Source organism: Streptomyces sp. NPDC044106 (genome assembly GCF_056433985.1).
The window spans coordinates 330,991-343,434 of sequence record NZ_JBWKFZ010000010.1 but is presented as its reverse complement, the minus strand read 5'-3'; the positions used below and the strand labels follow the sequence as shown (position 1 = coordinate 343,434).

The window sequence follows — 12,444 nt, the reverse complement described above, 5'->3', positions numbered from 1 at the left end:
TGAGGGCCCGGACGACCCCCTCGCGGGTGCCGGCCAGGCCCTCAGTGCCTTACCACTCAGATGCGGTCAGACATCAGAGACAGAGCAGAACACTTGCGGTGCTCCAGCAGAGCAGCAGGCTGGCCTGGCTTCCGCCACCGCCACCGCCGCCACCGGTCAGCTCGTCGGACTCCATGCTCTGCAGGTCGAGAAGCGCCATGAGAATTCCCTCTCTCTTGGGGGTGTTGCCATCCCTGTTGGGTGTTGTCACGATCCCGCGGAGTCGCGGAACCGCGTCTGTGGGCGCCGCAGCGGCGGCAGGAAGGGCAGCTGTGCCCCGCCGCCGTCGCCGAGCGCGCCGGCGAGTGCCAGAAGGCAGCCGGCCGTACCGGTGTGGAGGTCCATGGACAGGCGCAGCATCTGGTCGCCGGGAAAGGCGAGCTGGCCCGCGTACGACATGGCGAACCAGCCGAGTTCCTCGATCTGCGCGGTGACGTCCTTGGGCGTGATGCCCGGCGTCGTGCTGCGGCTGACGTGCAGCAGCAGTCCGGCCCGGCCCTGGAAGAGGCCCGGCTGTACGCAGAAGCGGGAGCGCGCGGAGGCGAGGATGGCGGGCCGTGCCGTCTCGAAGTCGGGGTCGGCGCGGTGCGCGAGGTAGTCGTCGAGGACCATGCCGATGCCGACGCTGCCCTCACCGAGGTAGGGCATGGTGCGCCAGCCCTCGTTGACGGCGAGACCGCCGTCCCGCGGCTGGGTCACGCACTGGGCGAGGTCCGTGCGCAGGGCGCGGGCCGCCAGGTCGAGGAGGGCTCGGTCGCCGCCGCGCTCGTACAGGCGCAGGAAGAGCAGTGCGGGTCCGCTCGCGCCGCGCAGCAGTCCGGCCCGGCGCCGCCCGGTCTTCGGGGCCTGCTCCGCGGACTCCGCGGTGAGGCGCTCGGCGAGGACCTCCGCCGCCCGCTCCGCGTGGCGGGCCAGGGCACTCTCGCCGGTGCTGTGCGCGAGGGCGTCGAGGGCGAGGCCGAGTCCGGCGAGGCCGCCGTACAGGTCGGAGGGGAGCCGCTGCCAGTTCTCCCGCAGTACGAGTTCCATGAGGTCGAGGGCGCGGGTGCGGTGGCCGAGGCGGTCGAGTACGTGGGCGATGCCGGCGAGGCCGTCGTGGTATCCGAGCGGGGTGCCCGCCGGGGTGGGCGCGGTGTGCTTCAGGAGCCAGCGCTCGCCCTCCTCGTAGCGTTCGGCGCCGCTCTCGGCGAGGGCGAGCAGCACACCGGCCGCACCGTGCGCGACGTTGAGCCCGCCGCCCTCGGTGAACTGCGCGATGTCGCCGGGGAAGAGCCGGTCGTCGCGGTCCGGCGTCGCGGAGGCGAGGACGGCCTTGACCATCGAGTCCCGGCTGTACGGCCAGTCGGCCGGGTCGACCAGTGGTGCGGCGGCTCGTGCCGCGTGGCGGGTGGCGCCGGTCCGGCCCCCCTCCAGGGCGCCCCCCTCCGGGGCCTTGAGGTCTCCCGCGGCGCGGACCGGCGCCGGCTCGTTGCCGTCGGCGGCGTGCTGCCCGTCGCGCTGGATCTCGGCGACGGCCTCGGCGAGGAACTCCTCCGGTATGTCGGGGAATTCGGCCGCTATCACCTCGGCGAAGTGGGCCGCCTTGCCGCGGTCGATGGAGAGCAGCGAGGTGATGGGCAGGAAGAGTGCGAGCCGCAGGCAGGCGAGGGCGTAGCGGTCGACGTCGGTGCCGGTGCGGTCCGGTGGTGCGACGAAGCCGGGGTGGGCGACGATCTGGCGCCCCGCGTCGCCCACGGTGCCCGCCGCCTCGAAGTCGAGGAGGAAGACGGACTGTTCGTCGGGCGCGACCATGATGTTGAAGAGGTGCAGGTCGTTGAAGACGACGCCGCGTCCGTGCACGGCGGTGACGGCTTCCTCGACGGCGTGGTACATGCGCAGCGCCCAGGCCGTGTACGCGGATATGTCGGCGGGGTCCGGTTCGCTGACGCACAGCGGGTGCCGGTGGGCGAAGAACGAGTTGAGGGTGGACCCTTCGAGGAAGTCCATGACGAGGAAGCGGTGGCCGTCGAGGAGGAACCAGTCGCGCACCTCGGGGGCGACGCCGAGTCCGGAGAGCTTCTCCAGGGCGTCCTTCTCGCGTTCGAGGCGGGCCACGGCGTCGGCGCCGTCGGCGGCGAGGCCGGCGTGCGGGCGGCCCTCCTTGAGGACGACCTTGCTGCCGTCGCGGGTGTCGGTGCCCGCGTAGACTCCGCCGCCGTTGGAGAAGTGCAGGGCCTTCTCGATGCGGTACGGCAGGTCGGCGACGGTGGAGGTGTTGCGGGCCTTGAGCGCCGGTTCGAGGAAGGCGGGCAGCGTCACCCACGCGGGGACCTTGAAGGCGGGGTCGCGCGGGTCGGGGACCAGCCGCCCCTCGCCGTCCTCGATGGCGGGCACCAGCGTGCCCCTGCCGTTGTCGCACATGCGGCGGGTGAACGCGCCGTACCTGACGTACAGCGGCCCCTCGCGCCAGCGCAGGTCCGTGAGGATGTACGGGCCTTCGGTCCCGTCGAGCCGGTCGCCCAACCGGTTCAGGATGTCGTGCAGTTGGGCTTCGTCGGCCGGGTAGACGGTGACGGCCTTGCCGCTGTGGTCGCGGCCCGCGTACTTGCTGTTGCGCAGGTGCAGCAGGTGTTTGCCCGGCACGAACTTGAAGGGGATCCGGCGGGGCACGCAGTGGTCCCACACGGCCGATATGACGTGGTCCGCGTTCTCCAGGGTGGCGGAGACGTGGATCTTCCAGCCCTGCTGGGGGGCGGGGAGCGGGTCTCCGCCCTCGTCCAGCGGGACGAAGGAGAGCCAGTCGCCCGCGCGGCCCGAGCGCCAGCCCTCGGGAACGGGGCGGCGGGCCGCGGGGAACTCGGTGGAGCCCTTGGTGGCCGTGGACGTCAGTCGGTCCGGGGTCTCGTAGAAGTGCCTGTCGGCCAGACAGTAGACCTCGTACCGCTTGTCCATGGCGTCCCCTCTCCGCTCGGTGTGGCACTGAGATTTCCAGGGCTCCGAGGGGCGGAACAGTCACGAGTGTCATCGATCGGCCGTGCGGAACGCATGCGTAAAGTCACGTTCGCTCATGTTCGACGGTCCAGACTAGCTACGGTCCGGACATATGGCGACGCCCGCGCCGCCACCGAGGTGAACTTGGCGCGGGCGTGACCCCGTCGACGCCGCGGTGCTACTCCTCCGGCGGGAACACGATCTCCCCGCCGTCGGCCAGCGCGATCGTGATCGCCTCCACCGGGCAGCCCTCCGCGGCCTCAAGGACCTTCTCGTTGGCGTCGGTCTCGGCGGCGGTGGGGTGCGACTGGCGTGCGGTGTCCAGCTCGAAGCCGCCGGGGGCGGTGAGTACGCACATGCCCGAGCCGATGCAGACCGACCGGTCGACCTCGACGTGCCAGCGGTCCCCCATCAGGCACCCGCCCCCTCGTAGCCGGCCGGGAGGTGGATCATCTTGTGCTCGAAGAACTCGCCGTACCCCTCGGGTCCGAACTCGCGCCCGAGGCCGGAGTTCTTGTAGCCGCCGAAGGGGCCGAGCATGTCGAGGCTGAAGGTGTTCACGGAGTACGTTCCGGTGCGCACCTGCCGCGCGATGCCGATGCCCCGCTCGACGTCGCCGGTCCAGACACTGCCGCTGAGCCCGTAGTCGGAGTCGTTGGCGATCTTCACCGCCTCGCTCTCCTCGCCGTACGGCAGCAGGCAGATGACGGGGCCGAAGATCTCCTCGCGGGCGATCCGCATCGAGTTGTCGACGTCACCGAAGAGCGTCGGCTCGACGTACCAGCCCCGGTCCATACCGGCCGGACGGCCGCCGCCCGCGAGGATCTTCGCGCCCTCCTCCTGACCGATGCGGATGTAGTCGAGGGAGCGCTGCTGCTGCCGCCGGGCGACGAGCGGGCCGAGTTCGGTGGCGGGGTCGAGGGGGTCGCCGACCTTGAGCGCACAGGCGGCGGCGGCGAAGGCCTCGGCGAACTCGTCGTAGCGGGTGCGCGGCACGAGGATGCGGGTCTGGGCCACGCACGCCTGGCCGTTGATCATCCAGGCGAACGGCGCGATGCCCGCGACCGCGGTCGCCGCGTCGGCGTCGGGGAGGACGACGGCGGCCGACTTGCCGCCGAGCTCCAGTGTCACGCGGGTCAGGTTGCGGGCGGCGACCTCCATGACGCGCTTGCCCGCGGCGACGGACCCGGTGAAGGAGACCTTGTCGACGTCCGGGTGCCCGACGAGGTACTCGCTCACCTCGCGGTCGGCGCAGATGATCGAGAGCACGCCTTCCGGCAGCCCCGCCTCGGCGGCGATCTCCGCGAGGATGTAGGAGTCGAGGGGCGCTTCCGGCGAGGTCTTGAGGACGACCGGGCAGCCGGCGAGCAGGGCGGGGGCGAGTTTGGCGGCGGCGGTGAACTGCGGGACGTTCCACGGCACGACGGCCGCGACGACGCCGACCGGTTCGCGCCGCACGAGCAGCTTGCCGAGGACGCCGTCCCGCTCCTCCTCGTAGGGGAAGTCGCGGGCGACGGTGATCGCCGCGTCCCACGCCATCATCGCGGAGAGGGCCTGCACCATCACGCTTGACGTGTAGGGCGTGCCGTTCTCGGAGCTGATGACGCGGGCGATCTCCTCGTGGCGTATCGCGAAGCCGTCCTTGATCCTCGATATGACCTCGATGCGCTCGTCCGGCGTCATCCGCGGCCACGGGCCGTGCTCGAAGGCCTTGCGGGCACCGGCGACGGCGCGGTCCACGTCGGCGGGGGCCGCGTGCGGCACGCGGGCGAAGACCTCTTCGGTGTGCGGGGAGACGACGTCGATGACGCCCTTGCCGAGCGGGTCCACCAACTCCCCGCCGATGAACAGCTGTCCGTGTTCCACGAGCTCGGTCATGGCTGACTGCCTCCTGCGGGTCCCTGCGGGGCGTTTCCTGACACCGTTTCAGAACTGATGTTTCAGAACTGATACCAGTTCTAGTTGGAGGAGTCCACGTCCGAAAGCGCCAGAAGCGCCAGAAGCCCAGGAGGCTCCGGAAGACTCCGGGAGGCTCGCGGGAGCATCAACCCGGCGGCGAGGAGGTGAACTTGGGCGACTATTGGAACTAGTTCTAGTTATAGTGGCGGGCATCAGCGACAGAGACGAGGCGCCCATGACGCGGGTGAGCGGCGGCACGCGGGCGAGCGGCCCACCGGTGATCGAGCACGGCGGCGGCGTCTGGAGCATCAAGGTCCCGATCCCCGACAACCCCCTCGGCTTCACCCTCGTCCACCTCCTGGACACCGACGCGGGCCCCGTCCTCGTCGACACCGGCTGGGACGACCCGGCGTCCTGGGAGACCCTCGCCGCCGGGCTCGTCGCCTGCGGCACCGCGGTCCAGGACGTGCACGGCGTCGTCATCACCCACCACCACCCCGACCACCACGGCCTGTCCAAAGCGGTCCGCGAGGCGTCGGGCGCGTGGATCGCGATGCACGAGGCGGACGCCTCCGTGGTGCGCCGCACCCGTGCCAACCCGCCCGAGCGCTGGTACGCCTACATGGCCGCGAAGCTCACCGCCGCGGGCGCCCCGGCCGGCCACGTCGCCCCCCTGGTGCGGGCCCGCGACGAGGGCCGCCCCCGCGCACTGCCCGGCCTCGCCCCCGCCCTGCCCGACCTCGGCATCACCCCGGGCGAGCTGCTCGCCCTGCCGGGCCGCCGGGTGCGCGCGATCTGGACCCCAGGCCACACGCCGGGCCACGTCTGCCTGCACCTGGAGGAGGACCACCCGACGGGCCTGCGCGGCCACGGCCGGCTCTTCTCCGGGGACCATCTGCTGCCCGGCATCACCCCGCACATCGGCCTGTACGAGGACCCCGACGACGACACGGTGACCGACCCCCTCGGCGACTACCTCGACTCCCTGGAGCGGGTCGGCCGCCTCGCCCCCGCCGAGGTCCTCCCCGCCCACCAGCACGCCTTCACCGACGCCCCCGGCCGCGTACGCGAACTCCTCGCGCACCACGAGGAGCGCCTGACGAGCCTGCTCACCCTGCTCGCCGAGCCCCTCACCCCCTGGCAGATCGCCACCCGCATGGAGTGGAACAGGCCCTGGGCCGAGATCCCCTACGGCTCGCGCAACATCGCGGTCTCCGAAGCGGAGGCCCACGTACGCCGCCTGGTGAAGCTGGGGCGCGCGGAGGCGGTGGCAGGGAGCGATCCGCTCGCGTTCGTGGCGGTGTGACCCGAGGGGCCCGCGGACCGGCCGGTAGAGTGAGTGCGTCGTCCTCACGTCCGAGCAGGGGAAAGTCCGGTGCGAATCCGGCGCTGACCCGCAGCCGTAATCCGACCGCAGCGTCGGTGAGCCGGAATGCCCGGCGCGGAACGTGACCGGCTCGCTTCACCGGACCCTCCGGTGAGCGGCACCGTCGAGGTATACGGAGCCGGAGCCGCCGGAAGCCGTGCTGCCCGCACGGACCGTGCCGCCCCGCTCCCCGCAGGGAGAGGCATCCGCCCCATCATGAACGTTCGTCGCAGTGCGGCGGTCCTGGCCGCCGTCGCCGTGTTCGGCTCGGCCGCGGCACCGGCCGCCTTCGCGGAGAGCAGCTCCCCGTCGCCCTCGACCGCGCTCCCCTCGGGCCTCTACGGCAAGCAGGACCCCAAGTTCGACGGCGTCTTCCGCCAGTCGTACGCCCTGCTCGCCCAGCACACCCAGGACATCGAGCCGGCCGCGAAGGCCGTCGACTGGCTGACCGGGCAGCAGTGCGCGAGCGGCGGCTTCGCGGCGTACCGCGCGGACGCGAGCACGCCGTGCAACTCCAAGACCACGGTCGACAGCAACTCCACCGCCGCCGCCGTGCAGGCCCTCACCGCGCTCGGCGGCCAGGACAAGGCGGTGAAGAAGAGCGTCCAGTGGCTGAAGTCGGTGCAGAACAAGGACGGCGGCTGGGGCTACAACCCCGGCTTCCCCTCCGACGCGAACTCCACGGGGATCGTCGTCGGCGCGCTCGTCGCCGCCGGTGAGAACCCCGCGTCCGCCAAGTCCCAGGGCGGGAAGTCCCCCTACGACGCGCTGCCGAAGCTCGCCATGGACTGCGGCAAGGACGGCGGCGCCTTCGGCCTCGCCGACGCCAAGTCCGGCAAGCTCTCGCCGAACGCCGGCGCCACCGCGGCCGGTGTGCTCGGCAGCCTCGGCCGTGGCCTCGTCGTGGCGCCCGCGAAGAAGGCCGCGTCCGGTGCCCCCAAGTGCGCGAAGCCGGACACGACGGCGCAGGCCGCGAGCAACGGCACCGGCTACCTCCTCGACACCCTCGGCAAGAACGAGGACCACCTGATGTCGTCGATGCCGGGCGTCGGCGACATGCCGGACGTCGGCGGCACCGCCGACGCCGTGGTCGCCCTCGCCGCCGCCGGACAGCAGGAGCAGGCCAAGAAGTCCGCGGTGTGGCTCACGGAGAACTCCGCGAAGTGGGCGAAGCAGTCGGGCCCCGCCGCCTACGCGAAGCTGATCTTCGCCGCGAACGCCGCGGGCCTGGACCCACGCGACTTCGGCGGCGCCGACCTCGTCAAGCAGCTGAACGCCCAGGGCCCGCCCCCGCAGTCCGCCTCCGACCACGCCTCGGCGTCGGACAAGGACGAGAAGAAGGACGACGACGGCGGTGTCAGCGTCTGGTGGATCGTCGGCGTCGGCATGGTCGCCGGCATCGGCATCGGCTTCCTGTACAGCGGCAACCGCAAGAAGAAGCAGCCGTGACGGCAGGCCGTGGGCGGCTGCTGCTCGGGGTGCTCCTCGCCGCCGTCGTCGGCGTCCTCGTGGCCGCGCCCGCCCAGGCCGCCGGCTACCGCTACTGGTCGTTCTGGGAGCGGGACGGCGGGCAGTGGACGTACGCGAGCCAGGGCCCGGGCACCGCGCGCCCCGACGACGGTGACGTACAGGGCTTCCGCTTCGCGGTCTCCGAGGACTCCAAGGAAGCGGCGAAGCCGCGCGGCGCCGCGGACTTCGAGGACATCTGCGCGGACACCCCGGCCGAGGACGGGCACAAGCGGGTCGCGCTGGTCGTCGACTTCGGCACGGCGGGCGACGCGCCCGGCGGTGAGCGCCCGCCGAAGCCGCGTACCGCCTGCGCCAGCGTCGCCGACGACGCCACCAGCGCGGAGGCCCTCGCCTCGGTCGCCGAACCGCTGCGCTACGACAGCAAGGCACTGCTCTGCGCCATCGACGGCTACCCGAAGTCGGGCTGCGGCGAGCAGGTCGCCGCAGACGGCAACGACCGGCAGGAAACGACCGCGGCCCCGGGCGGGGACGGGGACGACGGCGGTCCCTCCCTCGGCCTGATCACCGGGGCCGCCGCCGTCGCGCTGCTCGGCGGTGCCGCGGTCTGGCAGGCCCGCCGCCGCCGCGGCTGACGCGGCCGGACGACGGACAGCACGATGACGGACCACGGCAGCGGCGCGCCCGGCCCCCTGCGGCGCCGCCTCGCCCCCGAGGCGCACCGGAGCAACGCCCTGCACCCGGGCGCCTGGTGGGTGTGGGCCATCGGCCTCGGCACCGCCGCGTCCCGCACCACCAATCCGCTCCTGATCGGGCTGCTGATCGGCGTCGCGGGCTATGTGGTGGCGGCGCGCCGGACGTCGGCGCCGTGGGCGAAGTCGTACGGCGCGTTCGTGAAGCTGGGGCTCGTCGTCATCGCGATCCGGCTGCTCTTCGCGGTCGTGCTCGGCTCGCCGATCCCCGGCACGCACACCGTCGTCACGCTGCCGGAGGTGCCGCTGCCCGACTGGGCCAAGGGCGTGCGCGTCGGCGGCCGGGTCACGGCCGAGGGCCTGGCCTTCGCGCTCTACGACGGCATCCGCCTGGCCGGTCTGCTGATCTGTGTCGGCGCCGCCAACGCGCTGGCCAGCCCCGCGCGGCTGCTCAAGTCACTGCCGGGCGCGCTGTACGAGGTGGGGGTCGCCGTCGTCGTGGCGATGACCTTCGCGCCGAACCTCGTCACCGACGTGCAGCGGCTCCGGGCCGCCCGACGGCTCCGCGGGCGCCCCGACCGCGGAATGCGCGGGCTGCTCCAGGTCGGGCTTCCGGTCCTGGAGGGCGCCCTCGAACGGTCGGTCGCGCTGGCCGCGGCGATGGACGCGCGGGGCTTCGGGCGCACGGTCCCGGTCCCCGCCGGGGTGCGCAGGGTCACGGCCGCGCTGACGCTCGGCGGCCTGATGGGCGTCTGCGTGGGAACGTACGGACTGCTCACCGCGGAGGGCACCGCCTACGGCCTGACCGTCCTGTTTGCCGGACTGCTCGCCGCGCTCGCGGGCCTGCGCCTCGGTGGCCGCCGCTCGGTGCGCACCCGCTACCGCCCCGATCCGTGGGGCGCGCGCGCCTGGCTGGTCGCCGGGTCCGGGGTGGCGGTCGCGGCCGTGATGCTCTGGGCCACGTCGCACGACCCGGCGGCCCTGCACCCCGGAGTCGTCCCGCTCGTCGCACCGACCCTGCCGCTGTGGCCCGCGGCGGCGGTACTGGTCGGACTGGTGCCGGCGGTGGTGGCGCCGGTGCCGGTGTCGATGTCGGCGCCGACCGGGACGGAGGCCGGGGCGGCGAGAGCGGGCCCCGTCGGCCCGCGGGAGCACGCCCCGCCGGAGCACGCGCCGACCGCGAACCCCTCGCCCGCGGCCTGGCGAACACCGCCCGCCCTCCACACCGACGCCCGACCCCCCACCCCCGAGGAGCCCTCATGATCCGCTTCGAGGACGTCTCGGTGACCTACGACGGGGCGAGCGCGCCCACCGTCCGCGGGGTCGACCTCACCGTGCCCGAGGGCGAGCTCGTGCTGCTCGTCGGGCCGAGCGGAGTCGGCAAGTCGACACTGCTCGGCACGGTGAGCGGGCTCGTGCCGCACTTCACCGGCGGCACCCTGCGCGGCCGGGTGAGCGTGGCGGGCCGCGACACCCGCACGCACAAGCCGCGCGAACTCGCCGACGTCGTCGGCACGGTCGGCCAGGACCCCCTCTCGCACTTCGTGACGGACACGGTCGAGGACGAACTGGCGTACGGCATGGAGTCCCTCGGGCTCGCCCCCGACGTGATGCGCAGGCGGGTCGAGGAGACCCTTGACCTCCTCGGCCTCGCCGACCTGCGCGACCGTCCCATCGCCACCCTCTCCGGCGGCCAGCAGCAGCGCGTCGCCATCGGCTCCGTCCTCACCCCGCACCCCCGGGTCCTCGTCCTCGACGAGCCGACCTCCGCGCTCGACCCGGCCGCCGCCGAAGAGGTCCTCGCCGTGCTGCAGCGGCTCGTCCACGACCTGGGCACCACGGTCCTGATGGCCGAGCATCGCCTGGAGCGGGTCGTGCAGTACGCGGACCAGGTGCTGCTGCTCGCCGCGCGGGGCGAGCCGCCCGTGCTCGGCGACCCGGCCTCGCTGATGGCCCGCTCCCCCGTCTTCCCCCCGGTGGTCGCGCTCGGCCGCCTCGCAGGCTGGTCGCCGCTGCCGCTGACCGTGCGGGGCGCGCGGCGCCGGGCGGGCGCGCTGCGCGAACGGCTCGCCGAGGCCGGGCCGCCGCCCGGAGAGAGGCAGGAGGGCCGACCGGCCCCGGGGCGCACGCCCGGCCGCCGGCCCCGGCTGCGCAAGGAACGTACGAAGGAACGTGCGCAGGGACGCACACAGGGACGTACGAAGGAAGGCGCGCAGAAACGCCCGCCCGAAGAGGCCACCGCGACCACCACCGCCACCACCACCGCCACCGCCGCCGCGTCCGTCGACCGGCTCGCCGTGCGCCGTGGCCGCGTCGAGGCGCTGCGCCGCGTCGGCCTCACCGTCGTGCCCGGCGAGACCGTCGCCCTGATGGGCCGTAACGGCGCCGGCAAGTCCACCCTCCTGTCCACCCTCGTCGGCCTGCTCGAACCCACTTCCGGCACGGTCCGCGTCGGCGGCGTGGTCCCCCACCGCACGCCCCCGCGACAGCTGATCCGGCACGTCGGCCTGGTCCCGCAGGAACCGCGCGACCTGCTGTACGCGGACACCGTGGCCGCCGAGTGCGCTGCCGCCGACCGGGACGCGGACGCGGCGGCCGGGACCTGCCGCGCCCTGGTCGGCGAGTTGCTGCCCGGCATCACGGACGACACCCACCCGAGGGACCTCTCCGAGGGCCAGCGGCTCACGCTCGCCCTGGCCGTCGTCCTGACCGCCCGGCCGCCCCTGCTCCTCCTCGACGAGCCGACCCGCGGCCTCGACTACGCGGCCAAGTCCCGCCTGGTCACGGTCCTGCGGGGGCTCGCCGCCGAGGGACACGCGCTCGTCCTCGCCACCCACGACGTGGAACTGGCCGCCGAGATCGCCCACCGTGTGGTGATCCTCGCGGACGGCGAGGTCGTCGCGGACGGCCCGACCGAGCAGATCGTCGTGTCGTCGCCGTCCTTCGCGCCCCAGGTCACGAAGATCCTGGCACCGCAGGAGTGGCTGACGGTGGCCCAGGTGCGCCACGCCCTCGACGCGGACGGGGAGGGACCGTCGTGAGGGCCGCGCCGAAGGTCCGGGGCCGGGCTCCCGGGGCGCAGGTCCAGGCCCGGCCGATCCGTCTCGGCCGCCGTTCGATCGCCGCGCTCGCACTGGTCAGCGCCGTCGGCGTGGTCGCCTTCGGGTGGCCGCTGCTCGCGGGCGGCGGGTCCGGGCTCAGCATCCACGCGCAGGACGCGCCCTGGCTGTTCGCGGCGCTGCTCCCGCTGCTGCTCGCCGTGGTGGTGGCGACCATCGCAGACGTCGGCCTCGACGCGAAGGCGATCGCGATGCTGGGGGTCCTCGCCGCGGCCGGTGCCGCGCTGCGCCCGCTCGGCGCGGGGACGGCGGGCATCGAGCCGATGTTCTTCCTGATGGTGCTGAGCGGACGGGTGCTCGGGCCGGGTTTCGGGTTCGTGCTCGGGGCGGTGTCGATGTTCGCGTCGGCGCTCCTGACGGGCGGTGTCGGGCCGTGGATGCCGTTCCAGATGCTGTCGATGGGCTGGGTCTGCATGGGCGCGGGGCTGCTGCCGGGGCCCGACACCCTGCGCGGGCGGCGCGAACTGTGGCTGCTCGCGGCGTACGGGGCGGTGGCCTCCGTGCTGTACGGCACGGTGATGAACCTCCAGGGCTGGCCCTACCTCGGCGGCCTGGCCACCGGAGTCTCCTTCGTGCCGGGCGACCCGCTCCCCGACAACCTCGGCCGCTTCGTCGCGTACTGCCTGGCCACCTCGCTCGGCTGGGACCTGCCGCGGGCCGTCGTCACGGTGCTGCTGAGCCTGGCGCTCGGCCCCGCCGTCCTGAAGGCGCTGCGCCGGGCGACGCGCAGGGCGGCTTTCGAGGCGCCCGTCACATTCGAGGCCCCGAAGCCGTAGCGGCCTGTCGCGCTCCGTCACCTCGGGGGTCCCGTCGGCGTGAGCCGGCCCACAGGTCTTTCGTCCTCTACGAAGTGAGGGCGTAGCTCCGCACATTGACGCGCTCTCATCAAAAG

The 12,444-nt window shown here is 73.5% G+C and carries 10 protein-coding genes and 1 riboswitch; of the genes, 6 read left to right on the top strand and 4 right to left on the bottom strand.

Features of this window, described 5'->3' with window-relative positions; genetic code table 11:
• Nucleotides 1–73 precede the first annotated feature (73 nt).
• From AC07DI_RS20610 to AC07DI_RS20595, 4 genes are all read right to left on the bottom strand, one after another.
• Entirely contained in the window at nucleotides 74–199 is a 126-nt protein-coding gene (locus AC07DI_RS20610; RefSeq protein WP_384256787.1) for a SapB/AmfS family lanthipeptide, read from the bottom strand.
• A 47-nt stretch (nucleotides 200–246) separates the two neighbouring features.
• Nucleotides 247–2,970 carry a class III lanthionine synthetase LanKC gene (gene lanKC, locus AC07DI_RS20605; RefSeq protein WP_478905522.1) on the bottom strand — a complete coding sequence of 908 codons (2,724 nt, stop codon included), beginning with the start codon at nucleotides 2,968–2,970 and terminating at the stop codon, nucleotides 247–249.
• Nucleotides 2,971–3,187: 217 nt separating this feature from the next.
• Entirely contained in the window at nucleotides 3,188–3,421 is a 234-nt protein-coding gene (locus AC07DI_RS20600; protein WP_384256791.1) for a ferredoxin, read from the bottom strand.
• Nucleotides 3,421–4,887, bottom strand: coding sequence for an aldehyde dehydrogenase (locus AC07DI_RS20595; protein WP_384256793.1), 1,467 nt, complete (start codon nucleotides 4,885–4,887; stop codon nucleotides 3,421–3,423). The genes AC07DI_RS20600 and AC07DI_RS20595 overlap by 1 nt, the downstream gene beginning before the upstream one ends.
• A gap of 256 nt (nucleotides 4,888–5,143) precedes the next feature.
• On the opposite strand from AC07DI_RS20595, the gene AC07DI_RS20590 reads away from it, so the two are divergent.
• From AC07DI_RS20590 to AC07DI_RS20565, 6 genes are all read left to right on the top strand, one after another.
• The gene (locus tag AC07DI_RS20590; RefSeq protein ID WP_478905520.1) at nucleotides 5,144–6,214 is read left to right on the top strand and encodes an MBL fold metallo-hydrolase; all 1,071 of its coding nucleotides are present in this window, start codon (nucleotides 5,144–5,146) and stop codon (nucleotides 6,212–6,214) included.
• 22 nt (nucleotides 6,215–6,236) lie between these two features.
• Nucleotides 6,237–6,366: riboswitch (cobalamin riboswitch) on the top strand.
• 124 nt (nucleotides 6,367–6,490) lie between these two features.
• On the top strand, nucleotides 6,491–7,723 hold the full coding sequence (locus tag AC07DI_RS20585) for a prenyltransferase/squalene oxidase repeat-containing protein (protein ID WP_478905519.1): 1,233 nt from the start codon (nucleotides 6,491–6,493) through the stop codon (nucleotides 7,721–7,723).
• A complete protein-coding gene (locus AC07DI_RS20580) occupies nucleotides 7,720–8,376 on the top strand; it encodes an SCO2322 family protein (RefSeq protein ID WP_478905518.1) in 657 nt (218 codons plus the stop codon). The genes AC07DI_RS20585 and AC07DI_RS20580 overlap by 4 nt, the downstream gene beginning before the upstream one ends.
• Before the next feature lie 24 nt (nucleotides 8,377–8,400).
• Complete coding sequence (locus AC07DI_RS20575; RefSeq protein ID WP_478905517.1) at nucleotides 8,401–9,696, top strand: energy-coupling factor transporter transmembrane component T; 1,296 nt, start codon at nucleotides 8,401–8,403, stop codon at nucleotides 9,694–9,696.
• Nucleotides 9,693–11,474, top strand: coding sequence for an ABC transporter ATP-binding protein (locus AC07DI_RS20570; RefSeq protein ID WP_478905516.1), 1,782 nt, complete (start codon nucleotides 9,693–9,695; stop codon nucleotides 11,472–11,474). The genes AC07DI_RS20575 and AC07DI_RS20570 overlap by 4 nt, the downstream gene beginning before the upstream one ends.
• Nucleotides 11,471–12,328: an ECF transporter S component gene (locus AC07DI_RS20565; RefSeq protein WP_478905515.1), complete on the top strand. Its 858-nt coding sequence runs from the start codon at nucleotides 11,471–11,473 to the stop codon at nucleotides 12,326–12,328. The genes AC07DI_RS20570 and AC07DI_RS20565 overlap by 4 nt, the downstream gene beginning before the upstream one ends.
• Nucleotides 12,329–12,444: the final 116 nt, after the last annotated feature.